General features: G+C 65.4%; 23 protein-coding genes. 7 read left to right on the plus strand and 16 right to left on the minus strand.

Annotated elements, in window-relative coordinates; genetic code table 11:
- Position 1: 1 nt before the first annotated feature.
- On the plus strand, positions 2-2212 hold the full coding sequence (locus tag HH800_RS20260; RefSeq protein ID WP_169862114.1) for an acyl-CoA dehydrogenase: 2211 nt from the start codon (positions 2-4) through the stop codon (positions 2210-2212).
- 10 nt (positions 2213-2222) lie between these two features.
- Positions 2223-3029, plus strand: a complete 807-nt coding sequence (locus HH800_RS20265; protein ID WP_169862115.1) for an enoyl-CoA hydratase/isomerase family protein — start codon at positions 2223-2225, stop codon at positions 3027-3029.
- Between the two features lie 265 nt (positions 3030-3294).
- Here the strand turns inward: HH800_RS20265 and HH800_RS20270 are convergent, their stop codons facing one another.
- The 4 genes from HH800_RS20270 to HH800_RS20285 all read right to left on the minus strand — a co-directional run bounded on the left by HH800_RS20270 (position 3295) and on the right by HH800_RS20285 (position 7202).
- Positions 3295-4029 carry a TetR/AcrR family transcriptional regulator gene (locus HH800_RS20270; protein ID WP_010336464.1) on the minus strand — a complete coding sequence of 245 codons (735 nt, stop codon included), beginning with the start codon at positions 4027-4029 and terminating at the stop codon, positions 3295-3297.
- 31 nt (positions 4030-4060) lie between these two features.
- Entirely contained in the window at positions 4061-5530 is a 1470-nt protein-coding gene (locus HH800_RS20275; protein ID WP_169862116.1) for an aldehyde dehydrogenase family protein, read from the minus strand.
- Positions 5531-5581: 51 nt separating this feature from the next.
- On the minus strand, positions 5582-6319 hold the full coding sequence (locus HH800_RS20280) for an SDR family oxidoreductase (protein ID WP_169862117.1): 738 nt from the start codon (positions 6317-6319) through the stop codon (positions 5582-5584).
- Between the two features lie 100 nt (positions 6320-6419).
- Positions 6420-7202 (minus strand): hypothetical protein, encoded by a 783-nt coding sequence (locus tag HH800_RS20285; RefSeq protein WP_169862118.1) that lies wholly within the window; start codon positions 7200-7202, stop codon positions 6420-6422.
- A gap of 185 nt (positions 7203-7387) precedes the next feature.
- On the opposite strand from HH800_RS20285, the gene HH800_RS20290 reads away from it, so the two are divergent.
- A complete protein-coding gene (locus tag HH800_RS20290) occupies positions 7388-7927 on the plus strand; it encodes a cupin domain-containing protein (RefSeq protein ID WP_169862119.1) in 540 nt (179 codons plus the stop codon).
- Between the two features lie 6 nt (positions 7928-7933).
- On the opposite strand, the gene HH800_RS20295 is transcribed toward HH800_RS20290, so the two are convergent.
- From HH800_RS20295 to HH800_RS20330, 8 genes are all read right to left on the minus strand, one after another.
- Positions 7934-8626: a CDP-alcohol phosphatidyltransferase family protein gene (locus tag HH800_RS20295; protein WP_017501849.1), complete on the minus strand. Its 693-nt coding sequence runs from the start codon at positions 8624-8626 to the stop codon at positions 7934-7936.
- A 78-nt stretch (positions 8627-8704) separates the two neighbouring features.
- Positions 8705-9127, minus strand: a complete 423-nt coding sequence (locus HH800_RS20300) for a nuclear transport factor 2 family protein (RefSeq protein WP_169862120.1) — start codon at positions 9125-9127, stop codon at positions 8705-8707.
- Positions 9127-9888, minus strand: coding sequence for an SDR family NAD(P)-dependent oxidoreductase (locus tag HH800_RS20305; RefSeq protein WP_169862121.1), 762 nt, complete (start codon positions 9886-9888; stop codon positions 9127-9129). The genes HH800_RS20300 and HH800_RS20305 overlap by 1 nt, the downstream gene beginning before the upstream one ends.
- 27 nt (positions 9889-9915) lie before the next feature.
- Entirely contained in the window at positions 9916-10815 is a 900-nt protein-coding gene (locus HH800_RS20310; protein ID WP_169862122.1) for a sugar phosphate isomerase/epimerase family protein, read from the minus strand.
- Positions 10812-12488, minus strand: a complete 1677-nt coding sequence (locus HH800_RS20315) for a class I adenylate-forming enzyme family protein (RefSeq protein WP_169862123.1) — start codon at positions 12486-12488, stop codon at positions 10812-10814. The genes HH800_RS20310 and HH800_RS20315 overlap by 4 nt, the downstream gene beginning before the upstream one ends.
- A 4-nt stretch (positions 12489-12492) precedes the next feature.
- Complete coding sequence (locus tag HH800_RS20320; RefSeq protein WP_169862124.1) at positions 12493-13476, minus strand: MDR family oxidoreductase; 984 nt, start codon at positions 13474-13476, stop codon at positions 12493-12495.
- A 42-nt stretch (positions 13477-13518) separates the two neighbouring features.
- Complete coding sequence (locus HH800_RS20325; protein WP_010336475.1) at positions 13519-14199, minus strand: TetR/AcrR family transcriptional regulator; 681 nt, start codon at positions 14197-14199, stop codon at positions 13519-13521.
- Between the two features lie 210 nt (positions 14200-14409).
- Positions 14410-16839 carry a TonB-dependent receptor gene (locus HH800_RS20330; RefSeq protein WP_169862125.1) on the minus strand — a complete coding sequence of 810 codons (2430 nt, stop codon included), beginning with the start codon at positions 16837-16839 and terminating at the stop codon, positions 14410-14412.
- A 258-nt stretch (positions 16840-17097) separates the two neighbouring features.
- On the opposite strand from HH800_RS20330, the gene HH800_RS20335 reads away from it, so the two are divergent.
- Positions 17098-17898, plus strand: a complete 801-nt coding sequence (locus HH800_RS20335; protein WP_235681927.1) for an SDR family NAD(P)-dependent oxidoreductase — start codon at positions 17098-17100, stop codon at positions 17896-17898.
- Between the two features lies 1 nt (position 17899).
- Here the strand turns inward: HH800_RS20335 and HH800_RS20340 are convergent, their stop codons facing one another.
- The 4 genes from HH800_RS20340 to HH800_RS20355 all read right to left on the minus strand — a co-directional run bounded on the left by HH800_RS20340 (position 17900) and on the right by HH800_RS20355 (position 20995).
- Complete coding sequence (locus HH800_RS20340; RefSeq protein WP_037518825.1) at positions 17900-18283, minus strand: VOC family protein; 384 nt, start codon at positions 18281-18283, stop codon at positions 17900-17902.
- Positions 18284-18378: 95 nt separating this feature from the next.
- Entirely contained in the window at positions 18379-18846 is a 468-nt protein-coding gene (locus HH800_RS20345) for a VOC family protein (RefSeq protein WP_169862127.1), read from the minus strand.
- 3 nt (positions 18847-18849) lie between these two features.
- Complete coding sequence (locus HH800_RS20350) at positions 18850-20001, minus strand: sulfotransferase family protein (protein ID WP_169862128.1); 1152 nt, start codon at positions 19999-20001, stop codon at positions 18850-18852.
- A gap of 127 nt (positions 20002-20128) precedes the next feature.
- Positions 20129-20995 carry a helix-turn-helix domain-containing protein gene (locus tag HH800_RS20355; RefSeq protein WP_169862129.1) on the minus strand — a complete coding sequence of 289 codons (867 nt, stop codon included), beginning with the start codon at positions 20993-20995 and terminating at the stop codon, positions 20129-20131.
- A 151-nt stretch (positions 20996-21146) separates the two neighbouring features.
- Between HH800_RS20355 and HH800_RS20360 the strand changes: the two genes are divergently transcribed.
- The 3 genes from HH800_RS20360 to HH800_RS20370 are packed head-to-tail and all read left to right on the plus strand — an operon-like array spanning position 21147 to position 24268.
- Positions 21147-21968, plus strand: coding sequence for an SDR family oxidoreductase (locus HH800_RS20360; protein WP_169862130.1), 822 nt, complete (start codon positions 21147-21149; stop codon positions 21966-21968).
- A gap of 21 nt (positions 21969-21989) precedes the next feature.
- The gene (locus tag HH800_RS20365; protein ID WP_169862131.1) at positions 21990-23003 is read left to right on the plus strand and encodes a zinc-dependent alcohol dehydrogenase; all 1014 of its coding nucleotides are present in this window, start codon (positions 21990-21992) and stop codon (positions 23001-23003) included.
- Positions 23000-24268 carry an MBL fold metallo-hydrolase gene (locus HH800_RS20370; RefSeq protein ID WP_169862132.1) on the plus strand — a complete coding sequence of 423 codons (1269 nt, stop codon included), beginning with the start codon at positions 23000-23002 and terminating at the stop codon, positions 24266-24268. The genes HH800_RS20365 and HH800_RS20370 overlap by 4 nt, the downstream gene beginning before the upstream one ends.
- Positions 24269-24286: the final 18 nt, after the last annotated feature.

The following is a 24286-nucleotide window of genomic DNA, read 5'->3' on the forward strand; positions in this document are numbered from 1 at the left end:
CATGAATTTCGACCTGACCGACGATCAGGAAATGATGCGCGACATGTTCGCGCGCTTCCTGGACGAACATAGCAGCATGGCGCGGGTCCGCGCCGCCGCGCCGACCGGCTTCGACCCCGCTTTGTGGCAGGGGCTGGCGGAGCTGGGGGCGCTGTCGATCCGCGTGCCCGAAGCGGCCGGGGGCCTGGGCCTCGGCCTGTTCGACGCGACCATCCTGATGGAGGAAGCGGGACGGACATTGGCATCGGGACCGCTGGCCGAAGCGCTGGTGGCGGCGCGCTTGCTGGCGCAACTGGGCGGCGAGGCGACGGCCGATCTGCTTGGCCGCGTACTGGCGGGCGATGCGGTCGCCAGCTTCGCCTTCGAGGATGTGGCGGACACGCCGGTCCAGTGGATCGGCGGTGGCCTGGTGGCCGAAGCCGTGCTGGCCCGGTCGGGCAACGACATCATCCTCGTCACCGTGCCGGCAGAGGCACGCAAGGTGGAGGACAATCTCGCCTCCACCCCGATCGCGCAGATAGACCTGTCGGCGCATCCACGCACGGTGCTGGCATCGGGGGCCGAGGCGCTGGCGACCTTCGCCGCCGGGATCGAGGAATGGAAGCTGCTGATCGCCGCCGGTCTGGCCGGCATCGGCCGCGAGGCGCTGAAGCTCGCCGCTGCCTATGCCTGCGAGCGCAAGCAGTTCGACCAATATATCGGCCAGTTCCAGGCCATTTCCCATCCGCTGGCCGACATTCTCTGCGAGATCGACGGCGGCAAGTTCCTGGTCTGGAAGGCGATCCGCGACCTCGCCGATGGCGCGCCCGAAACTGGGGGCGCGATCTCGATCGCCGCCTGGTGGAATGCCAACAGCGCGGCCAAGGCAGTGGCGCAATCGCTCCACACCTTCGGCGGCTATGGCCTCACCACCGAATATGACATCTTCCTCTATAATCTTCGCGCCAAGGCCTGGCCGCTGATTGGCGGCGATCCGCAGCGCTGGCTCGATGAGGCCGGCCGCCGGCTCTACGCCGATGAGGCCGCCGCCCTGCCCGACGCCGGGCCGATGCCGGTCGATTTCGACCTGGGCGAAGCCGCGCAGACGATCAAGGACGAGATCAACGCCTTCTTCGCCGCCAATGTGACGCCGGAGATGCGGGCGACTTTCCACTATAGCTGGGAGGGCTATAACCCCGAACTCAACCGCAAGCTGGCGGCGCAGAATCTCCTCTATCTCGGCCTGCCCAAGGATGTCGGCGGTCGTGGCCTGTCCGCCTATGAAAAGACGGCGGCGATGGATGCGTTCGAGGAGCAGGGATATAACAACCCCGCCGCCAATGTGACGCAGATGGTGTCGCTCATCATTCACCGCTTCGGCACCGAGGAGCTGAAGCAGGCGGTGCTGCCGGAAATCATGCGCGGCGAGGTGATCTGTTCGCTCGGCTATTCCGAACCCGGATCGGGCTCCGACGTGTTCGCCGCGCAATGCCGTGCGACGCAGGAAGCCGACGGCAGCTGGCGGATCGACGGCACCAAGATGTTCACCTCGGGCGCGAACCTCTCCACCTATGTGCTGATGCTCTGCCGCACCAATCCGGATGTGGCCAAGCATAAGGGCCTCACCATGTTCATCGTGCCGCTGAAGGCCGATGGCGTGACGGTGCAGCCGGTCCACACCTTCCAGGACGAGCGTACCAATATCACCTTCTATGATGGCGTGCGCATCCCCGACAGCTGGCGGCTGGGCGAGATCGACGGCGGCGTGCGCACCATGAGTGCCAGCCTGGAGCTGGAACATGGCGGCGGCTTCGCCAAATATCAGCGCAAGATGCTGCAGGCCGGCGAAGCCCTTTGTCGCGAACTTATCCACAGGGGCAAGCCGCTGATCGAGGATGGCGGCGCACAGGCGCGGCTGGCCCGCACCGCCGCCAATCTGTGGGCGTCGGAGCTGATCACCTATCGCGCCCAATGGGTGATGTCGGAAAAGAAGCCGAACCATGCCTATGGCCCGATGGCCAAGATGTTCAGTTCGGAGAAGTTCCTGACCGATGCGCGCGACCTGCTCGATCTCACCGCCCCGGCCTCGCTCTCCAAGCGCAAGGGGCCGGCGGAAGAGATCAACATGTTCTATCGCCACGCCCAGGGATCGACCATCTATGGCGGCACCAGCGAGGTTCATCGCAGCATGATCGCGGAAAAGGGCCTGGGCCTGCCGCGCACCCGCGCCTGAGGAAGATCGCATGACGGACGACGCGCCCCATCTGCTGACGCAGGAACAGGATGGCATCCTCATCGCCACGCTGAACCGGCCGGACAAGCTCAATGCCTTGTCGGCGGAGACGATGGCGCTGTTCGAGGCGGCGCTGATCCGCTTCCGCGACACGCCGGACCTGAAGGTGATGCTGGTCCGATCGACCGGCCGCTATTTCTGTTCGGGCGCGGACATGAAGAGCGGCGGGTCGCCCAGGGAATATCCCCGCACGCCCAGCGGCATTCGCGAAAATCACCGGCTCCAGCTCAACGGGATGCAGCGCATCTATGACGAGATGGAGCATGTAGAAAAGCCGATCGTCTGCGCCATCCACGCCACCTGCGTCGGCGGGGGCTTGGAAATGGCGCTGTCCTGCGATTTCCGCCTGGCGGCCAGGTCGGCCGCCTTCTCCTTCCCCGAAGGGCTGTTCGGCGTGCTGCCGGCCTCCAACGGGGTCAGCCGCCTGACCCGCATCTGCGGCCCGCACTGGGCGCGCTGGCTGATCATGGGCAACCAGAAGGCCGATGCCGACCGTGCGCTCATCATGGGCCTGGTGCATGACGTGATGCCCGACGAGGGCTTCGAGGACGCAGCCCTGGCCTTCTGCCGTCACCTCACCAAGCAGAATGGCGAACAGATGGGTGCCGCCAAGATCGCGATCGAGCTGGCCGCCGAAGTCGGCCCGTCCATGGGTCGCCATGTCGAACGCATGGCCAACAGCGCGCTGATGCTGAACCCCGCCTATCTGGAGGGGATGGAACGCTATCTGAAGGGCATTGGCGGCAAGAAGGAATAGGAGTTCTTTTGGAGAAATGCGCCTCCGGCGCATCGGCACCAGCCCACAACTCCACCCGGCCTCCCATCAGGATACCATGTCTGGGCGGTCGGGTGGGGGTTGTGGGCTGGTGCGGCAATCCGGCTACGGCCGGATTTTCCAACACATGCCAAGCGCCTTCATCTGCCCACAAACTTATCCACAGCTTTTCTCACAGATAGGCGTGGGAAAAGCTGTGGATAACTTCTGTCGATAAGCCTGTGGATAAGTCGAACGCGCGCCGGTCTCAGGCGCGCGCGTCGCGCAGCATTGCGCGATAATCGCGGATGCCCAGTTCCATCAGCCGCGCCTCGGCCCGCAGCAAATGGGTGCGCGCCAGCGGATGGGGGGAATGGAGGATATTCTGCAGCGCCATGTCGGTGGTGACGGTGACGACACGCTCCAGCCCGGTCATCAGCGCGGTGCCCATGCTGAACACCGGCGATCCGGCCTCTTCGCTGCCGCCATCCATCTGGTCGACCAGCAGCCGCATCACCGGCTGGGCGGCATGGACGCGATGCAGCATCATCCGCTCATTCTGGCGATCGGCCATATTGTTGCGCAGGTGGAGCAGCCGGGAATGCTTGACCCAGAAGCCATGATAGGCGGTGACGAAGGCCAGCGCCTTCTCGCCCAGTTCCTCCTCGCTCCATCGGGTCCGCAGCAGGCCGACATAGTCGGCCTCGGCCGTGGCCATCACCGGCTCCAGCACGGCGAGCAGCAATTCGGTGAGGTCGGAGAAATAATTATAGAGCGACGTCATGCCGAGCGAGGCCTGGCGCGCGACCGCGCTCAGCGAGATTTCGACATCCACCGGCCCCGCCAGCAATTCGTTGGTCGCCGCCAGGATGCGCTCGCGCGTGTCGCGCCCCTTGCGACCAAGGCGCTGGCCATTGAGATTATGGCTCAGCGCCTTGGTGGCCCGTCCCCGGCCCTTGGGTTCCGACGGCCCGTCCGCCGCAATCGATGCCTTTGCCGTCAAAACCCGTCCTATCCATGCCCCGTCGCGCGCCTCAGGCGGCGCGCCAGGCGATCAGCTTGGTTTCCAGGAACTCCTCGATCCCTTCGAGGCCCCATTCGCGGCCTACACCACTGGCCTTGTAGCCACCGAAAGGCAAGTCGCCGGCGATGCACATGCCGCCATTGACGCTGATCGATCCGCTGCGGATCTGCTTGGCGACATTGATCGCCCGGTCAAGATTGCCCGAACTGACGCCGCCCGACAGGCCATAGCTGCTTTCATTGGCGATGCGCACGGCATCGGCATCATCCTCGAACGGGATGACCACCAGCACCGGTCCGAAAATCTCTTCCTGGGCGATGCGCATGTCGTTGGTGACGTCGACGAAACAGGTCGGCTCGATGAAATAGCCGCCGCCCTTGTCCGGCCGCGCCTTGCCGCCCGCCAGCAGGGTCGCGCCCTCGGCCTGGCCGATATCGACATAGGACAGCACCCGCTCCATCTGCCGCTTGGAAATGACCGGCCCCATGATGTGCTGGGGATTGTCGAAATCGCCCCAATTGTCGCCGAAGCTGGCATAGGCATGCTTCAGGATCGCCTTCGCCTCCTCATAGCGGCTGCGCGGCACCAGCAGGCGCGAATGGACGGCACAGCCCTGGCCGGCATGGAAGACCAGCATGGTCTGGGCGACGTCCATCGCGAAATTGGCGGAATCGTCGAGCACGATCTTCGCCGACTTGCCGCCCAGTTCCAGGAAGACGCGCTTCAGCGTGGCGGCGCCCTGTTCCATGATGCGCTTGCCCACGCCCGTCGATCCGGTGAAGGAGACAAGGTCGACACGCGGATCGGTGACCAGCATCTCGCCAGCCAGCGCCGGATCGCTGCCGAACACGACGTTGATGACGCCGGCGGGGAAGCCCGCCTCCGCCGCCAGTTCGCCGAAGATGGCGCCCATGCCCGGCGTGTTGGGCGCGGGCTTCAGGATCACGGTGCAGCCGGCCAGCAGCGCGGCCACGACCTTGCCGACATTCACATAGAGCGGCACGTTCCACGGCGTGATCGCCGCCACCACGCCGACCGGCTCATAGACCGCCTTGCGCAGGCTTTCGAAGCCATAGCCGGTGCGGCCGCCATAATCCTTTTCCCATTTGAGCTGGGGAAAGACGGCGAGATAATCGTCCCAGCCGTCGAGTGCCATGTCGACATGGGCACGGCCGACCGCGCCCATGGCGGCGCCGGCCTCATGCCGGGCCAGATCCGACAGCCGTTCCTTGTTCGCCTGGAACAGGTCGCGCAGCTTCGTCACCAGCGCGACGCGCAGGTCGACATTGGTCGACCAGTCGGTTTCGTCAAAGGCGCGGCGGGCAGCGACGATCGCGGCCTCGACATCGGCGGGCGAGGCATCGGCGGCGGTGCCGACCGGCTCGCCGGTCCAGGGGCCGATCACCTCAAAGGTCTTGCCGCCTTCGGCACCGCGCAGCACGCCGTCGATATAGAGCTTGGCTTCGGGAAGAGTGGCCATGATCGCCTTCCTGTGGATAACTTCTGTGGATGTTGTGGATAAGTCGCCCGGTCAGCGCTTGCGCGCGCTCAGGGCGACCGATCCGATGTGCAGGTCCGCCGGCATGTCGAGCACGGCGCGGAAGACGTCGGTGACCGAATTATAATGGCTGATACCGCGCTCGCGCAGATTGAGGCCGACCTTGGCATTTTCCTGGGCGAAGCGGATCGCGACCTCCATCGGCCAGCTGCTGCCGGTCTTGGTCTCATCCATCATCATGCCGGCCTGGACCACGGTGACGCGCACGCCCTCGGGCTCCAGTTCGCGCGCCCACATGTCGGACATCAGTTCCAGCCCCGCCTTGCCGCCGGCATAAAGCCACAGCATCGGCATTTTCAGCGGCACGGATTCGCTGGTGACATTGATGATATGGCCACCCCCGCGCAGCAGCGGCAGCGCCTCCCGCGCGCAATGGATCGGGCCGGCGACATTGGTGGCAAGCGATGCTGCGATCTGCTCGTCGCGCACCTCGGCCAGGGTGAAGGGTTCGTAGATCGCGGCATTGTTGATCAGCACGTCGATCCTGGAATGACGCTGCGCGATCGTGGCAAAGGCGGCGCGGACGGAATCGGGATTGCCGACATCGCATGCCAACGCGAAATGGGGTTCGCCCAGTTCCTGCGCGACCGCCTCGACCTTCGACAGGGTGCGGCCCAGCAGGATGACGGTTTCGCCATCGCGCGCGAACCGCCGCGCCAATGCGCGTCCCAGCCCGTCGCCCGCACCGGTAATGACGATGACCTTGCTCACCTCTCGCTCCACCTGTTCTTGTGCTGTTGGCATTTACTTGCGCATGTCGTCCGCGGCGCGGCAAGATGGCGCCGCATCGCGCGCGCGATAGTTGGGAAATTCAGCCCGCCGGCCGCGCGAAATCGGCCGGATAGACGGACAAGTCGCCATCATAGGCGATGCCGCCGGGCCAGAAGCGGGTGCCGCTGACCCTGGCGAAATAATGGACCGTGCGGGCGAAGGAGCCGGCCGATGACCGCGGCTGGAAGGCGACGCCGCTGGGGCTGACGCCGCGCGCGCGCGCGCTGAAATCCTTGACCGTGAACAGCAGGTCGTCGGTCTGCTGGGCGCAGAAGACCAGGTCGCTGCCGGGACAATAGCGGCGCGGTTCGACCTGCAAAGGCGACAGCCGGCCGCGCTTCATCGCCACCTTGCCCGGCACGCGGGTCACTTCCGGGCCATGGACCGTGTCATACCAGTGATGATATTCCGCCTCCCGCCCGGCGACGAAATTGGCGAGGATAATCGAGACCCCGGAAAAGGGCTGGTCGGGCTGGTGATTGGGGCTGGCGACCCAGTCCGAATACATCGCATAGCTGTGAATGCGCTCGCTTTCGTCGCTGTCGTCGATCAGCCCCGCGTCGCGCACATCGGCCAGCAGCGGCGCGAGCGCGGGCAGGTCGATCTCCGGCGCGGCATAGTCGAACTCATAGACCGACAGGAAGCGCCAGGGCTGGGGAATGTCGGGCATGATCTGCTGCGGCGTGACTTCATAGCGATCGGCCGAACGAAAGCCGCGCAACCGGGCCAGATCCTGCTGATGCGCGCCGTCGAACCAGCTGGCATAATCCTCCGCGCGGCCGGCCGCGACATTGTGCAGATGGATGGTGGTATACAGGCTCATTCCTCGTCCCCGGCTGCCCGGCCGGCTGGTCCCGACCCTGTGTGCGGCGGCAATCCAGCATGGATGCCCCGCACATGCCAGAGCCGCCGGCCAATGATCGCCGGGGCATTGAGAGGCGGGCGCGAATTGACCCTGTCGGCAGCGCTCCCCATCCTGACGCCGCAATCATGCCGGAAGGACGCGTGATGACCGACCCTGTAGCCGCGCCCCGCTTCGCCCTGTTCCGCGCGAAGGATGCGACCGATTTCGAGGAAAGCGGGCTGATGGCGACAGTGCCGCCAACGCCGATCGAGATGGCAGGATCGATCGCCGCGGTCGAGGCGGGCATGCTGGAAGGCACGCGGGTGAAGCTGCTCTTTTCCATGCCGGGCCTCAGCCTCACCCATGCCTGGTTCCGCAGCGGCTTCCCGCTGCCGCGCCACAGCCATGATGTCGACTGCCTCTATTTCATCCTCGCCGGATCATTGCGCATCGGCACGGAAGAACTGGGCGCGGGCGACGGCTTCTTCGTCGGCGCCCACGTCCCCTACACCTATGTGCCCGGCGACCAGGGCGTCGAGGTGCTGGAATTTCGCGGCGCCGACAGCTTCGACATCAGGATGCTCGCCAACAACCGTGCCTATTGGGACCGGGCGGTGGCGCAGGTCACGGCGCAGCGCGCGCATTGGACAGGCGAGACGCCGCCGTCGGGCCTGTCCTTCGGACTCGAGCCCAGCGGCGGATAGGGGCGATCAGCCCCGGCCGTTTGCCGCCTCATGCGCGGCCAGGCGGCGCCCGGTCACCAGCGTCTGGCCGACGAACAGGATGATCAGGATCACCCCAACCGTGCCGACGAAGATATCGAAGCCGGACCAGCGCCCGAACAGGCCGGGCTTGTCGCCCAGCACCATCATCATCACCGTCAGCGCGATCAGCATCAGCCGCAATTCGGTCGGGCCGGCCGACAGATAGGAGAGCTTGAACTCCCCCAGCACGCGGGCGGAGAGATAGGCGTGGATCGACAGCAGCAGATAGCCGGCGAGCGCCACAAGGGCGACATCCATGGTGACATAGGGGCTGAGGCCGATGCCGGCGAGGATCAGCAAGGTCACCAGTCCATCGCAGCTATGATCGATGAAATAGCCATAGGAGGGCCGTTCGATCCGGCGGTAGCGCGCCAGGCTGCCATCCATGGAATCGCCGAACCACTGGATGACATAGCCCAGGATCGCGAGCAGCAGCCAGGATGCACCGACATTGCTGGCGGTATAACCGATGAAGGTCATCAGCGCGCCGATCAGCCCCAGCAGGGTCAAAAGGTCCGGCGTGACCTGTCGCGGCATATGCGCGCACAGCCAGGTGAGAAGCTGGCGTTCGGAGCGTGCCAGGAAATTTTGCTGGATGCGGTCCAGCGTCGTGGCCGCATCATGTCTTTGATCTGTCATGATCCCTTATCGAGGAGATATGTGGCGCGGACAAGGCAACATCCCCCACACATGACGACAGGGTGCCCGCCTTCCCGTTCAGGCCGGCGGCGCCTTCATGTCGATCGCCAGCCGGGTGAGACGGGATCGCGCGATGCGCCATTGGCCGTCTTCCCGGCGATAATCTTCATGATAATGGCCGTAGCCGGTGAGCATACGCCCATCGGGCCAGACCAGATGGTCCTGCATCGCCCAGATGGCGGTCGCCTCATCGCCGTCTATGGCGATTTCGGGCGAATGGACATGATGGACGGTGCGCGCCGCGTCGATCGAGCCGCGGACGCTGGCGATCGCACCATCGCGTCCCTCCAGCAGCGGCCCGCCCGATCCGGTCGCGTCGAGCCGGAAGTCGGGCGTGAACAGCGCGGCAAAGCCGTCCCAATCCTTGGTATCGAGCAGGCGGCAATAGCGCGCCTTCACATTGGCGATGGCCAGCCAGTCGGCGAAATCGGGCGCGGCCATCAGAAACGGAAACCGCGCATCTGGTTGCCGCCGTCGCACAATATCACCTGATTATTGATGAAGCTGCCCTCGTCGGAGGCGAGGAACAGGCCGAGATTGGCGATATCCTCGGCCGTGCCCTGGCGCTTGACCGACTGCATGCCCTTCAGCCGTTCCCAATTGTCGGCGGCAACGCCGTCCTGCGCCGCCTCGGTCGCCATCAGGCCCGGCGCGATGCCGACGCAGCGTATCTCGTCCTGGCCGAACTGCATCGCCATCGCATGGGTGAAGATGTTGAGCGCGGCCTTGGTGATGCCATAGGCGGTGGCCGGGTTGTAGCTGGCCATCGACGACTTGTTGATGATGACGCCCTTCGCCTTCGCCAATGCCGGCCGCAATGCTTCGGCCAGCAGCAGCGGGCCGATGGTGTTGACCGCGAAATAATGCTGCCATTTGGCCTGGCCCAGGCCGAAGAAGCCGCGCGCAATCTCGCCCAGATGCAGGCCGGCATTGTTGATCAGCACGTCCAGCCGGTCATGGGCGGCCAGCACGTCGGCGGCGAAGGCCTGGATATCGGCTTCATCGCTCATGTCGACGCGATGGACGGTGGCAGTCGCGCCAAGCTGTTCGACCAGCGCCTTGCTCTCGGCCAGCCCCGCTTCGTTGATGTCCGCCAGGATCAGATGCGCGCCCTCGCCGCCAAAGGCGAGCGCATAAGCGCGCCCCAGCCCCGCCGCGCCGCCCGTCACCAGCACGGTCTTGCCCGCGAAACGTCCCGCCATCCTCTGCCTCCTATTCTGTTTGAAACCCTATCGCCCGCGCAGATAGGCCATGGCGGCGCGTGCCGCCGCCAGCCCATCCTGGGGATTGTCCACCTCGACATAGCCGGTCGCGCGGGTCAGCCGGGCGATGCGCGGCATCAGCGCGGCATAGCCCATCTCGCCACTGCCGGGCGTGACCGCATGGTCGGTGATCGCCGTACCATGGATCCGGTCGATATCCTTCAGATGCATCGACACCACCCGCGGTCCCAGCGCCGCCAGCAGATCGAGCGGCGCCACGCCGGCATACCAGGCCCAGGCCAGGTCGATTTCGAACGAGAGCAGGTCCGGCGCGATCCGGCTGGCCATCAGGTCGAGCGGCCGGTCGCCGTCGATCGGCATCAGATCATACCAATGATTATGATAGGCGAGCGTCAGGCCGGCCGCCTTCGCCTTTTCCCCCAACGCCGCGAGCTGCGGGATATAGGCGTCGAGCGCGGCGCGCGTCGTCTGGCCGAGGGTACGGCTGGCGATGAAGATCGGCGCAGTGGTCAGCGCGACGATGTTCGCGCCGATCGCCGCCGCCTGATCAAGCTGCCGGTCATAGTCCGCGCCACGCACGCCGAGCCGGACCACGCCCACCGCCATGCCGGCATCGCGCACCATGCGGGCCTTGTCCTGCGGCGTGGGTTCGGACGGGTCGTTGGCGACATAGGAAGCGAGGCGGAAGCCGAACCGGCCATAGCCCATCGCCGCCACGGCGCGCAGCGTGCCGGCATAGTCGCGCGCCAGTTCCTTGCGCACGGTCGTGTCGGCCAGGCCCAGCGTCGATGCGCCGTGTCTCGCCGCCGCCTGGCCCGGCAGCAACAAAGCCGCGCCACCGCCCAGCAGCAGCGACCGGCGACCAAGGCATTGCGGCGCCCGCAAGTGCCCGGCCGGTTCGGTCACGCCGCCTCGACCTCCAACCGCTTCACCACCAATGCCTTGAGATCGGCGGTCTTGATCTTGGCGCTGCCAGTCAGTTCCAGATCGCTCTCGCCAAAGAAGAGGACGCGACGGGGCACCTTGAAGCTGGCCAGTTGCTCCCTGGCGAAGCCGCGAATGCCGTCCTCGTCCAATATGGCGCCTTCGTGCGGGACGATGCAGGTGACCACCAGCTCGCCCAGCGTTTCATGCGGGACGCCGACGGTTTGGGTCACCTTGACGCCCGGACAGGTCTTGATGACGCTGTCGATCTCGATCGGCGAGACATTGGCGCCGCCGGTCTTGATGATGTCGTTGAGCCGCCCTTCCCAGTGCAGCCGTCCTTCCGTGTCGAACCAGCCGCCATCGCCGGTGCGGAAAAAGCCCTCGTCATCGACCGAATCATCGAGCGGGATGCCGACATAGCCCAGCATCAAGGTCGGTCCCTTGACCGCGATCTCGCCCCGTTCGCCGAGCGGCACGACCGCGCCGGTGAGCGGATCGACGATCTTGAAGATATTGCCGGGCAGCGGCGCGCCATGGCTGCCGGCGATCCGCTCTTCGGGCGTGCCGGACGGAAAGATCGAGCTGATCGTAAAGGTTTCGGTATTGCCATAGGCGGCCATCGGCTCCTGCCAGTCGGTGCTGACGGTCGGATGGCGGCCGAGCGGATTGGCCGGATTGACATAATATAGCGAGGACAGGTCGACATCGCCCCAATTGGGTGCGGCTTCCAGCTGCGCCCATTGATGCGGCCAGGCGAAGGCCATGGTCGCCTTTTCCGCTTCCATCAGGCTCAGCGCTTCCGCCGGCTGGAAGGTCTGTTGCAGGATCAGGCTGCCGCCGCCGGTCAGTGCGCCGCCGATCGCCATGCAGAAATTGCCCGACCAGAAAAAGCCATTGGCCGACCAGGCGCGGGCATCGGGCTTCGCTTGCAGGAAGCGTTTCCAGCGCCAGAGCTGCAGGGTCGGGCCGCGATGGGCGCTGATGATGCCCTTGGGCTTGGCGGTGGAGCCGGAGGAGAAGAAGAGCACGCCCGGATCGGCCGGCATGACGGTGGCGGCAGCGGCATCGACCAGCGCCTGATCGACCGCGTCACCGCGCGCGAGGAAGTCGCTCCAGCCCTCGATCCGGCCCATCGCCCCATCGACCGCAGCGAGATGGCGCAGGAAGGGGAAGCGGGTGGAGACCAGCCGGCCGTCGCCCGCGACGCCGATCGCCGGTTCCAGATCGGCGAGGATCGCGCCGAAATCCTTCTTGAGGACATTACGCTCCAGCAGCAGCACGGAGCAGGCCGATGACTGGACCAGATGGTCGAGTTCGGCCGGGGTCGAGAAGGTGCTGAGCGTCGCGGCGACGCCGCCGGCGAGCGCGACGCCGAACACCGCCGAGAGAAATTCCGGCCGGTTGGTCATCAGCACGCCGACGCGCGTGCCCTTGCCGACGCCACAGGCGACCAGCGACCGGGCGACCGCATTGGCCTGCGCCCACAGATCGTCATGGCTCCAGCGGACCACGCCATCGGGCCCGTGGAAGACCAGCGCCTCCCGCCCGGCATGGGCCTGCGTGACCTCACGCAGCCAGCCGCCGAGCGTCAGCGTGCCAAGGCCCTCCTCTTCCGACAGAGGCGGGCCGGCGACGATCGAGAGCGCAGCCATCGGCTTAGCGGTTGACGTCGACGATGACGCGGCCGCGCACCTTGCCGGCGAGCAGGTCGGCGGCGACGCCGATCGCATCGCCGAGCGAGATTTCCTGCGCGATCACCTCCAGCAGCGCCGGGTCGAGATCGCGGGCCAGCCGCGCCCAGGCGGCGAGGCGCACGGGCTTGGGCGCCATCACGCTGTCGACGCCGAGCAGGCGCACACCGCGCAGGATGAAGGGCATGACGGTTGCCGGGAAATCGGCGCCCTGGGCAAGGCCACAGGCCGCGACCGCGCCGCCATAGCGGGTCTGGGCACAGGCATTAGCGAGGGTGAAGCTGCCGACCGAGTCGACCACGCCGGCCCAGCGCTCCTTCTGCAGCGGCTTGCCCTTTTCCGACAGTTCGGCGCGGTCGATCACGCCGTCGGCGCCCAGCGTCTTGAGATAGTCGCCTTCGGCCGACTTGCCGGTCGAGCCGATCACGGTGAAGCCCGCCTTCTTGAGCAGGGCAACCGCAACGCTGCCGACGCCGCCGGTGGCGCCGGTGACGAGGATTTCGCCCTGGTCGGGGGTCACGCCGGCCTTCACCAGCGCCTCGACGCAGAGCGCGGCGGTGTAGCCGGCCGTGCCGATCGCCATCGCCTGGCTGGGCGTGAAGGCGGTGGGCAGCGGCACCAGCCAGTCGCCCTTCAGCCGGGCAACCTGGGAGAGGCCGCCCCAATGGCCCTCACCCACGCCCCAGCCGTTCAGCACCACCTTGTCACCGGCCTTCCAGTCGCCATGGTCGGAACTGCGGACGGTGCCGACCAGATCGATGCCAGGCACCATCGGGAATTTGCGCACCACCGGCGAGGCACCGGTGATCGCCAGGCCATCCTTGTAGTTCAGGGTCGAATAATCGACGTCGATGGTCACATCGCCCTCGGGCAGCTGCGCCTCATCGACCTGGGCGAGCGACACGCTCTGCTTGTCGTCGGTCTTTTCGATCAGGATGGCGGAAAACATGCGGTCGGTCCTTCTTGAAGAGAGAAAGGGAAATCGGGCAGCCTATCCCTGGGCAACCCTGGGAAGCGGCGCGAGCGGACGGCCGAGCCGCTCGGCAATGTCGGGGAATTTGTCGCTGCGCATCGATCCGAACATGCACAGGCGCAGGCATTCCTGGGCGAGGCGACGGCCAAGGGCCCGCCGTTCCCCCTCTTCGCGCGCATGGCTGCGCGCCCAGATCGGCCAGAGAAAGGCGCCGGCCAGCATCAGCACCGACAGGACTTCGGCGTCGACGCCGTCTTCGGCGAGATCGCTGTTGGCGAAGCGCTGGAGCGAACCTTCATATTCGCGCCAGAAGGGGTCGGCCATCGGATCGGGCGAGGCCAGCAATTGCAGCAGCCAGATGCGGCACAGCTCGGGATTGTCCATCGCGAACAAAGCCAGCCGGTCGGTGGTGTCGGCAATGTCGACTTCCTCGACCCGGCGCTCGCCGATCGTCTCGGGATCGCCGAAGACCGAACGGAACATGCGTTCCGACACCCAGTCCGCGGTCGCCTCGATCAGCTTCTCGCGGGTTTCGAAATGCTGATAGGCAGTGCCGCGATTGACGCCGGCGAGATGGGCCACTTCCGACAGGCTGACGCCATCCGGCCCATCCTTGGCCAGCAGCGCACGGGCGGCTTCCAATATGGCCTCGCGGGTCGCCACGGGATCGCGGGCGCGCCTTTTCCGAATGTCCGTCATGCTGCCTCACCTAGGTTGATCGTTCAGAGCCTATAATGATCAGCCCTGTTGATCGGCTCCATCCCTGCCCGCTCCGGGGCCAGAGTCAATCGCTGCGGCCCGGCGGCCGCGCCCTCATCGCTCCCGCGAAGGCCATGGCCCCAAACGCCGATCGGCCGGACAACCCCCTGGGGCTGCCCGGCCGATCGTCTGGCCCTTGGCGCGGATGGATCAGCGCGAACCGAAGGCGAAGCGCAGATTGACGCCAAATTCGCGCGGCGGGGTGACCGTGGCACCGGTATAGGTGCTGGTATAGGTCGCCGCCGCCGTAGTCGCGCCGGTCGCGGTGAAGCCGGTGATCTGCTGATAGCCGGTGAAGAGCGGGGTGGTCCGCGTCAGCACCTTGGTCGTGTCGAACAGATTCTTGGCGAACAGCGAGATTTCCCAGCCGCCATCGGGGTCGCGGATACCGGCATAGAGATTGACCAGCGCATAGGCGCTGACATCGTCATAATTATTGCCCGGATCGCCCTTCGACTTGCCGTTATAATTGACGAGGCCACGGATGAAGCCATCGGTCTTGCCCGAAATGGTCGTGTGGAACTCGCTCTGCAGCGTGGCGGTGATCGGCGGCAGGAAGGCTGCACGCTGGTTCACGGCGCAAGCCGACAGATTATCGGCACCCACGGCCGCCTGCAGCTCCGCCAGGCTCGGCGCATTGCCGACCGGATCCGGGATGCCGTCACCGTTCAGGTCGTTGCACGGGATGGTGCCGTTCTTGATCTTGCCGAGCGAATAGCTGCCGGTCAGGTTGACGTTCCAGCTGCGGGTGATGTCGAAGCCCAGTTCGCTTTCCACGCCGTTCACCTCGACCGGGACCGCGCCCACGAAGTTGAACGAGCCGACCTGCTGCGCGGTGCCGGTCACCTGCCCGGCCGCATTGCGGACGGCGACGGTGTTCACATAATAAACGCCGTTGTTGGGCACGCGATAGGGGAAGTTCTTGTACTTCTGGTGATAGGCGGTGACGTTGAAGCGCATCCGCCCGCCCATCAGCGTGCTCTTGAAGCCCAGCTCATAGGATTTGGAAGTTTCGGGCGGCAGGTCGAGGAAGGAGCGCTCCAGCGCCGACGGCGCGATGTTGAAGTCGCCGACCACGTTGATGCCCGGACGGAAGGAGCTGCCGGTCGCGGCATAGACCAGGAAGTCCGGCGTGAAATTATGCTTGATCGACGCGCTGTAGATCAGCTTGTCGGTATCCTGCGAGTCCGCGGCGATGGTGTTGCCGTTGACCGCCAGATAGTTGTTCGACTTGTACTTGATCTGGCGCAGGCCGCCCGACAATTCGGTTGCCTCGCCGAAATGGGCGGTCAGGTTGCCGAAGAAGGACTGTTCGTGCGACTTGCCGGTGCGGTCGATCTCGGTCTGCACGACCGAGGCGATGCCGCCGCCAAAGGCCGCAGGCAGGCGCACGATCGTCGGCGAGGTCAGGTGGGTCGGCGGGTTGAGCCGGTCGTCGAAGAAGCCGATGACATAGTCGAACATGTCGAAGACACGCTCTTCATTCTGCAACCGGATTTCATGCGAGGTTTCCTTGGCCACCGTGTCGGTGACCTGGTTGACGTCGCGGCCGATGAAGAAATTGCCATCGTCGACATTGTCGGTCGAATGGAATTTCTGCTTGGTATACATGCCCTGATAGATCAGGCGCTGGCCGGCAAAGGCCAGTTCCGACCGCCAGTTGAAGATGTCGAAGCGCTGGTTGATGATACGCGGCTGTTCCTGGATCGACAGGCGATCCTTGGCCGTGATCAGCACCGGGCTGGGCGTGGCATCGGGATTGGCCTCGCTGAAGGAAATCGCCTGGTCATAGGTCCGCGCATCGCGGTCCATATATTGATAGGTGCCCTCAAGCTTCAGCCAGTCGGTCGGCTCGATCGTACCGACGATACGCGTGCTCTTGGTGCGCGACCAGGGGCTCGGTCCGCCGCTGATCGGCCGCACGCGATCGGCATCATCCTCGTTCCAGACGCCCGACACGCGGATGCCGGCGATCCCTTCGATGATCGGCAGGTTGAGGCCGCCCTTGAAGTTGAGCGTGCCGATATCGTTGCCGGTCCAGTCGATGAAACCGCCAAACTGGTTGAGGTCGGGCTTGCGGGTGGTGATGGTGATCGAACCCGACGGCGAAGCGCGGCCGCGCAGCGTGCCCTGCGGCCCGCGCTGCACTTCGATCTGGCCGATGTCGTACATCTGCTGCAGCACGGCGCCCGGCGAGAGCGGCGCGTCGTTGAAGTAGAATTGGATGGTGCCGCTGTTGCCGCTGGCATTGGCGTCGAAATTCACGCCGCGCAGGCGCGCATTGCCGCCGATGCCATTGGCATTGTTGGTCAGTTCAAGGCCCGGCGCCAGCGCCTGGACTTCGTTGAAGGTGCGGATGTTGAGGTTGCCGATCGCCTGTTCGGTGACCGCGTTGACCACCGCGGGCACGTCCTGAATGTCTTCGCCGCGACGACGCGCCTCGACGATGATGATCTGGGCGTCGAAACCAGTGTTGCTGGTTGCAGCCTGCTCCTCGGGCGCCTGGGCAAGAGCCGGCGTCGCGATGGTGAGTGCCGCGACACTCGCGCCGATCAAATAATAGGCCGACATGCGATTCATAAGTGAAGCCTCCCCAAATAAACATCATGTTGACTATTGAGTCACCATTGATGCAGTGATCTTTTTTGCTTTGGTTGATTCTCGTTATGCCTGATATTGGCGGCCCGAGAAGCCCGGCCGCCTTGCAGATGGCGACATATCGCCATCGCGATTCCACCAGATCGTCACTGATCCCCCAGGCGATTTGCGCCTGCCCTTTCCCCCTGCATGATCGCCAGCCGATGGCGCATGAGAGGGGAGAGCGCAATGGACATGCAAATGACGGGCAGGGTCGCGATCGTAACCGGCGCGACCGCCAATATCGGCCGCGCCATCAGCCTGGGACTGGCAGCCGAAGCGGTGAAGCTGGTCGCGGTGGGGCGCGACCAGGCGGCCGGCGCCCGGCTGGTGGAGCAGGCCATCGCCGCCGGCGCGCAGGACGCCCATTTCGTGGCGGCCGACCTCAGCGATCCGGCCGCGCCGGGGCAGATAATGGCGGCGGCCTCCGCGCTGGGCGAGGTCGCGATCCTGGTCAACAATGTCGGCGGCAATATCGGCGCGGGATTTTTCGTCGATTCCGATCCGGCAAGCTGGGCTGGCGACATCGACCTCAACCTCGGCACGCTGCTGCGCATGACTCATGCGGTGTTGCCGGGCATGATCGCGCGCAAGGCGGGCGCGATCGTCAATATCGGCTCCACTGCGGGCATCGTCGGCGACTATATGCTGCCGGTCTATTCGGCGGCCAAGGCGGCAGTCCACGGCTTTACCAAAGTGCTGGCGAAGGAAGTCGGGCCGCACGGCATCCGCGTCAATTGCGTCGCCCCCTATGGCACCGTGTCGCGCGATCCCGCCGCCTTCTCCAGCGGCAGCCGATTCCACCCCGATCGCAACTTCTTCGGCCGGGCCTTTGCCAGCACCAGCCCAAAGGACATGGAGAAGCGGTCGCGCCAGACGGTGCTGGGCCGGCCCGTCGCCTTTGCCGAGGAAGTCGCCTCACTCGCCGTCTATCTGGCGTCGGACCAGGCCGGCTTCATCACCGGCCAGGTCTATCCGGTCGACGGCGGCAGCCTGCTGTGAATCAGGCGTCGGGCGGGCCGAAGCGGAAGATCGTCATCTTGTTGCCGTCCAGATCACGGAAATAGGCACCGTAGAAGCCGTTGGGATCATCACCGCGAATGCCGGGCTTGCCCTCGCACTTGCCGCCCAGTTCGAGCGCGCGGGCATGGACCGCATCGACCTGTGCCCGACTGTCCGCCTGGATGCCGACCTGATTGCCATTGCCCGGCGTTGCATCCCCCTCGAACGGAATGCCGATCAGCAGCATGCCGCCCTCGGCGGTCTTGTAGGCGATCAGGTCGGGCCGGTCATAGGCGCGCACCGCGCCCAGCAGTCCGGCAATGCCGTCATAGAAACGCTTCGCGCCGTCGAGGTCGCGAGTGCCGAAACGGGCCATGCTGATCATATTCGCTCTCCCTTTCAAAGCATCGCGCGCAAAAGTGGGAACCGGTTTTGCGCAACAGCGATGCGACAACAAAGACCTGGAGCGCGCTGCGCGCTCTAGAGGCCGCCCATGCCGCGCCAGCGATCCGGGCCCATCCACACATATTCGACATAATGGCCGAGCCATTCGCGCGTATCGAGATAGACGAATTCCAGCATGCCCGGCGTCCCGCCCTTGAGCACCACCGGATAGGGCTGGTCCTCGACCCGCGCCATGAAGGCCGCCCAGTCATCGACCCGGTTGCAGATATGGTGGAAGACAAGCCGGTCATCGGCGGGCAGCGCATCGCGATAGAGCGCCAGCACATCCCCCGATATTGGCTGGATCAGCTCGAACTGCATATCGTCGACCCAGACGAAGGCGAGCTTCTGCACCCCCTGCCCCTCGCCCTGCGGCGTCCACAACTGCACCGGCACCTCGATTTCGGAGAGGGTGCGGACATCGGCCTGCGTGCGGAACTGTTCGACCGCCTTGTCGACATTGCGGGTGACATAGGCGTTCTGGAAATGATGGCCGGTCAGCATGGCTCAGCCCTCCCGTGCGACGTCATAGCGCGAAAGATAGCGCTCGAAATGCGGCGCCAATTGCTCCACCGACAGTCCATATTGGGCGAGCTTATAGTCGTGGCGGCCGAATTTGCCCTGCGGATTGTCGTCCAGCCAGGCCTGCATCGCTGCTTCTGCCTCTGGCGTGAACTCATCGCCCAGCGCCGCGTAGAGCCGGCGCATCGTCCCGATCGGATCGCTGGTGAGGTCGGCATAATGGACGTCGACCATGCTGTCCTCGCCCAGCCGCTCGCGCGCATCCATGATGCGGTCGGCATGGAGCCGCGCCTGATAGGTGCAATTTTCCGCCAGCCATTCAGGATCGACCCGGCCGGTAAAGGCCATCTGCCCCAGGCTGATGATCGAGCAGAAGCTGCCCATGGCGGTATAGGGATCGCGATGGGTCCAGATGAAGCGGGCATCGGGATAGATTTTGCGGATCGTCTCGATCCACAGGCTGTGGCTCGGCATTTTGAGGTTCCACACGCCCGGCGCATCGGCCTGCAGCAACTGCAGGAAGCGTTTGTGATAGTCATAGGCCGACGTCATGTCGGTCGAGAACAGCCAGTCGCGATAATTGGGCAGCTTCCCCCGCGATTCCAGCGCCAGCGCCTTGAAATCATGCGCCATGAAGAAGATGCATTCATTGGGATAGACGGCCGAATTGCGATAATATTTGCCCATTTCCGGCCGGGCGGCGAGCATCGCCTTTTCCTGTTCCAGCCGGGCGATGGCACGCGGATCGCTCTTGAGCGTCGCGCTGGTCGCCGGCGGCACCGGTTCGTCAATCTCCCAGGTCAGTGGCGAGCGCCGGGCCGGATCACAGGCCAGCAAATTGCTGAGCAGGGTGGTGCCGGTGCGGGGAATGCCGAAGACGAAGACCGGTCGTTCGACCGGCCGTTCCAGCAGTTCGGGCCGCTGCGCCAGATAATCGGTGGTCCTGAGGCGATTGGACAGGAGGTCGACGACATTGGCCTCCATCCGCGCATGGCCGCTGTCCGACAGGCCGGCCTGGTTCGCGTCGGCCAGCAATATGTCCAGCCCTTCGCGATAACTGTCGGAATCGAAGCGATCGAGGCCGGTGACCTTGATCGCGCGGTCGATCAGCGCGTCGGCAACCAAAGCAGCGCCCATGGCATGTCTCTCCTGATGTCTTTTGCCGCCATCATGGGCAGCCGGGCGAGGCGCGCCAATGCTGCCCGATGACGCGGCCCGGCCGCACTATCGATATCGGGCCATATCAGAAGCGCGGCGCCAACCCCTATCGCGGGCGCGATGTCAGATGCTGGCGAAACTGACGCGGCGTCGCCCCGGTGGCGCGGCGAAAGGCGAAGGCGAAGCTGGAAGGCGAGGCGAATCCGAGCGCGAAGGCGATCTCCTTGATGCTCTCGCTCGACCCCAGATAGCGTTTGGCGACATCGATCCGGCACTGGACGATATAGTCGCCGATCGAACAGCCCCGGCTGGCGCGAAAGCCGCGCGTCAGTTGCCGCACCGACAGGTTGCACAGGGTCGCCAGTTCCTCCAGCGAGGGCGCCGCGCCGCCCAGTTGCAGCCGCTCGTCGATCCGCCGCAGCCGCCAGGTGGCAAGCCCCCCGGTCGCCGGGCAACTGGCGATCGCCTGGCAATAGCGCGCCACCTCGATCGCCAGTTGCCCGGCGATCAACTCGGTCAGCACGATGCTGCCCGGCCCCGGCCGGTTCACCTCCTCCGCCAGGCGGAACAGGCAGGCGCGCATATGCGGATGGGCGATGTCGAGACAGGCGGCGAGCCGACCGTCGGTCCATTCGATCGGCCCATCGAGCCAGCGGTCGATCGCCTCCGCCTTGATCTCGCACACGACCGAAGACTGACTGCCCTGCCCTTCGGTCCGCAACCGCAAGGCCTGCCCCGGCGGCACCAGGAAAATCTCGCCCAGCCGCTCATAGCGATGCGGCCCCCAATGGTCGGCATAGCAGCCGCGCACCCGCTCGGGCCGGGGGGTCAGGCACATGTCGAGCCAATAATGGCGCTCGCGCCGGAAAATGCGGTCGGTCGGCCCCGCCAGGTCGAGCCGCATGATCCGCGCCTGCGCCTGCGGCACCGCAATCTCGGCCTCGAAAACCGACCTGGCATAGGATTCCGACATCGCTCCCCCGCTCTCTGGCCATGTTTGGCCCTATCGCTGCACTATGGCCCATTCTCGATAGTCTGGTCAATTGCGTCGGCGCCGGAGTCGCCCCCATTCTTGGGCCATCAGGCAAGCCGCCAACGATGCGGCACCCTATGGAGAGAGATGAATGGCTAAGGGTCTTTTCGACTGCACGGGCAAGGTCACGCTGGTCACCGGCGGCAATGGCGGCATTGGCCTGGGCTTCGCCATGGGCGTCGCCAAGATGGGCGGCGACATCGCCATCTGGGCACGCAACGCGGACAAGAACGAAGCCGCCGCCGCCGCCCTGCGCGCAGCGGGCGCCAGCCGGGTCGAAACCTATCAGGTCGATGTCGCGTCGGAAGAAGCGATCATCGACGGCTATGCCACATTGCTCGCCGATTTCGGCCGGATCGACTGCGTCTTCGCCAATTCGGGCCGCGCCTCGCGCTCGCGCTCGGTGCTGACGCTGGATTCGGCGGAATGGCATGATCTGCTGGCGGTCAACCTGCACGGCGCCTTCTTCACCCTGCGCGAAGGGGCCAAGGCGATGGTCGCCCGCGCCGAAGCCGGCGAGCCGGGCGGCAGCCTGGTCTATTGCGGCAGCCTGTCGATGTTCCACGGCATTGCCGGGATCAACAATTATGCGGCGTCCAAGGGCGGCATGGGCGCCGCCGTGCGCGGCATGGCGGCGGAACTGGGCAAATATGAGATCCGCGCCAACAGCATTGCGCCCGGCTATATCAAGACCGGCATCGGCGGCGATGGCGAAATGAGCGAGGAGATGAAGGCCCGCATGGCCGCCGTCGACGCCCATTTCTCCGCCAAGACGCCGATCCATCGCCCCGGCGCGATCGAGGATTTCGAGGGCATCGGCGCCTATCTCGCGTCCGACGCCTCGCGTTACCATAGCGGCGACACGATCGTCATCGACGGCGGCAGCCTCGTCTATCCGCCCTACGCCTTCTGAGCCGATCGACGGAGCGCCCCGATGCACCTGCTCAACATCCATGATGTGAACGATGTCCGGCTCGACGCCTATCAGCGGCCCGAACCGGGTCCGAAGGACGTCGTCGTGAAGATGAAGGCCTGCGGCATTTGTGGCAGCGACCTCAGCTATATCAAGAATGGCGGCATTCCCGGCCCCGGCAAGCTGACCGCGCTCGGCCATGAGGGCGCGGGCGAGATCATGCTGGTCGGTGAGGAAGTGGCAGGCGTCAGCGTCGGCCAGAGCGTCATCATCAACCCGATGATGACCCCCAGCTTCATCGGCAGCGGCGGGCCGGAGGGCGCCTTTACCGAGGAACTGCTGGTCCGCGACGCGCGGCTGGGCGACAGCCTGCTGCCGATCCCCGACGGCATCCCCTATGATGTCGCCGCCATGTGCGAGCCGTTGTCGGTGGCGATGCATGGCGTCAACCGGGCGCAGGCCAGGGCGGGCGACAAGGTGGTCATCTTCGGCTGCGGCCCGATTGGCCTTGGCATGGTGCTCTGGGCGATCGACCGGGGTTGCCAGGATGTGATCGCGCTCGACCTGGCCGAGGAACGGCTGGAGCGCGCCCGCGCGCTCGGCGCCCACACGATCAATCCGGCGAAGGAAGATGTGATCGCCCGGATCAAGGCGATCCATGGCACCACCACCGTGTTCGGCCGCGAAAAGGCGCAGACCGACGCCTATATCGACGCGGCCGGCGCGCCCTCCATCCTGTCCGACGTGATCGCCATGGCCAAGACCCATGCCCGCCATGTCATCACCGCCGCCTATATGAAGCCGATCGAACTGCCCGCAGGCCCGATGCTGACGACGGAAATGACGATCACCACGGCGGTCGGCTATCCGACCGAAATGCCCGACGTGATCGCCGCCATGCCGCGCCTCAAGGACAAGATCGCGGCGCTGATCAGCCACAAGCTGCCCTTCGCGCAGGTGATCGAGGGGCTGGAGATCGCCGCCCGCCCGCAATCCGCCAAGGTCATGATCGAGTTCGAGGGAGCCGACGCATGAGCACGCCATCAGCCGAGAAACCGCAAACGCCGCCCCAAACTCCGCTCGGCGCGCTTGTCATGGCCGGGCAAGGCCAGACCGAGGCGGAAGCGATCACCGAGACCATCTTCATGGTGAAGGATATTTCCAACGCCTATCTGGTGACGACGGCGGATGGCGACCTGCTGGTCAATACCGGCTTTCTGGGCAATGGCGCGCGCAACAAGGGGCTGTTCGCGCCCCACCGCACCGGCGCGCTGAAGCGCATCATCGTCACCCAGGCGCATCCCGACCATTATGGCGCCCTGCCCGACCAGCAGGAGCCGGGCACGGAGGTGATCACGGGTGTCAATTTCGTTGACACCGAAGACTATTTCGACCGGCTCGGCCCTTTCCTCGGCATCCGATCGGGCAAGCTCTGGGCATCGATGACCCGGCGCGACGGTCCGCCGCCCAAGCCGCCGCGCATCATCCCCGACCGGACGGTGGAGACCGTCCATGCCTTCGAACAGGGCGGCCGCAAGTTCGAGGTGGTGAAGACACCGGGCGGCGAGACGCTCTGCTCGGTGTTCGTCTGGATGCCCGAGGAAAAGATCATCTTCACCGGCAATCTGTTCGGCCCGGTGTGGCGCTCCATGCCCAATCTGGTGACGATGCGCGGCGACCGCCCCCGGCTGGTGCGCGCCTATCTCCAGTCGCTGGAGCATGTCCGGTCGCTGGAGCCCGAACTGGTGATCACCGGCCATGGCGATCCGATCCGCGGCGCGGCAACGATCCGTGCCGATCTCGACCGGATGCACGCCGCCGTTTCCTATATCGAGCGCGAGACGATCGCCGGCATGAATGCCGGCCGCCATGTCCAGGATCTGATGCGCGAGATCGTCCTGCCCGAGGATATCCGGATCGGCGAATTTCATGGCAAGACCAGCTGGGTCGTCCGCGCCATCTGGGAGGAAAATGCCGGCTGGTTCCATTATGAGGATGGCACCACCGCCCTCTACGGCGTGCCGCGCCCGACCGTCTATCCCGACCTGGTCGAACTGGCCGGCGGCGCCGGGGCGCTCGCCGCCCGCGCCCATGTCCATACCGCGGCGGGGCGTCCGCTCGAAGCGCTGCACCTGCTTGACATCGCGCTGGGCGTCGCGCCCGACCATGAGGCCGCGCTGACCGTCAAGAAAGCCGCGCTCGAACAATTGCTCGCCCGCAGCGGCGGCACCAACCTGTCCGAAACCATGTGGCTGAAGGCGGAAATCGCCGACGCCGAAAAGCGGCTCCCGGCCGCCTGACCCCCATTTCAGGAAGCA

The organism is Sphingobium yanoikuyae, assembly GCF_013001025.1.
GTDB lineage: Bacteria > Pseudomonadota > Alphaproteobacteria > Sphingomonadales > Sphingomonadaceae > Sphingobium > Sphingobium yanoikuyae_A.

What these genes read in the sequence shown, in the direction of transcription:
- HH800_RS20295 (WP_017501849.1), bottom strand. Translation starts at nt 8,626, where the DNA reads ATGACAGATCAAAGACATGATGCGGCCACGACGCTGGACCGCATCCAG.
- HH800_RS20265 (WP_169862115.1), top strand. Translation starts at nt 2,223, where the DNA reads ATGACGGACGACGCGCCCCATCTGCTGACGCAGGAACAGGATGGCATC.
- HH800_RS20275 (WP_169862116.1), bottom strand. Translation starts at nt 5,530, where the DNA reads ATGGCCACTCTTCCCGAAGCCAAGCTCTATATCGACGGCGTGCTGCGC.
- HH800_RS20335 (WP_235681927.1), top strand. Translation starts at nt 17,098, where the DNA reads ATGACGGGCAGGGTCGCGATCGTAACCGGCGCGACCGCCAATATCGGC.
- HH800_RS20305 (WP_169862121.1), bottom strand. Translation starts at nt 9,888, where the DNA reads ATGGCGGGACGTTTCGCGGGCAAGACCGTGCTGGTGACGGGCGGCGCG.
- HH800_RS20360 (WP_169862130.1), top strand. Translation starts at nt 21,147, where the DNA reads ATGGCTAAGGGTCTTTTCGACTGCACGGGCAAGGTCACGCTGGTCACC.
- HH800_RS20355 (WP_169862129.1), bottom strand. Translation starts at nt 20,995, where the DNA reads ATGTCGGAATCCTATGCCAGGTCGGTTTTCGAGGCCGAGATTGCGGTG.
- HH800_RS20325 (WP_010336475.1), bottom strand. Translation starts at nt 14,199, where the DNA reads ATGACGGACATTCGGAAAAGGCGCGCCCGCGATCCCGTGGCGACCCGC.
- HH800_RS20345 (WP_169862127.1), bottom strand. Translation starts at nt 18,846, where the DNA reads ATGCTGACCGGCCATCATTTCCAGAACGCCTATGTCACCCGCAATGTC.
- HH800_RS20315 (WP_169862123.1), bottom strand. Translation starts at nt 12,488, where the DNA reads ATGGCTGCGCTCTCGATCGTCGCCGGCCCGCCTCTGTCGGAAGAGGAG.
- HH800_RS20365 (WP_169862131.1), top strand. Translation starts at nt 21,990, where the DNA reads ATGCACCTGCTCAACATCCATGATGTGAACGATGTCCGGCTCGACGCC.
- HH800_RS20350 (WP_169862128.1), bottom strand. Translation starts at nt 20,001, where the DNA reads ATGGGCGCTGCTTTGGTTGCCGACGCGCTGATCGACCGCGCGATCAAG.
- HH800_RS20285 (WP_169862118.1), bottom strand. Translation starts at nt 7,202, where the DNA reads ATGAGCCTGTATACCACCATCCATCTGCACAATGTCGCGGCCGGCCGC.
- HH800_RS20370 (WP_169862132.1), top strand. Translation starts at nt 23,000, where the DNA reads ATGAGCACGCCATCAGCCGAGAAACCGCAAACGCCGCCCCAAACTCCG.
- HH800_RS20260 (WP_169862114.1), top strand. Translation starts at nt 2, where the DNA reads ATGAATTTCGACCTGACCGACGATCAGGAAATGATGCGCGACATGTTC.
- HH800_RS20290 (WP_169862119.1), top strand. Translation starts at nt 7,388, where the DNA reads ATGACCGACCCTGTAGCCGCGCCCCGCTTCGCCCTGTTCCGCGCGAAG.
- HH800_RS20300 (WP_169862120.1), bottom strand. Translation starts at nt 9,127, where the DNA reads ATGGCCGCGCCCGATTTCGCCGACTGGCTGGCCATCGCCAATGTGAAG.
- HH800_RS20330 (WP_169862125.1), bottom strand. Translation starts at nt 16,839, where the DNA reads ATGAATCGCATGTCGGCCTATTATTTGATCGGCGCGAGTGTCGCGGCA.
- HH800_RS20320 (WP_169862124.1), bottom strand. Translation starts at nt 13,476, where the DNA reads ATGTTTTCCGCCATCCTGATCGAAAAGACCGACGACAAGCAGAGCGTG.
- HH800_RS20340 (WP_037518825.1), bottom strand. Translation starts at nt 18,283, where the DNA reads ATGATCAGCATGGCCCGTTTCGGCACTCGCGACCTCGACGGCGCGAAG.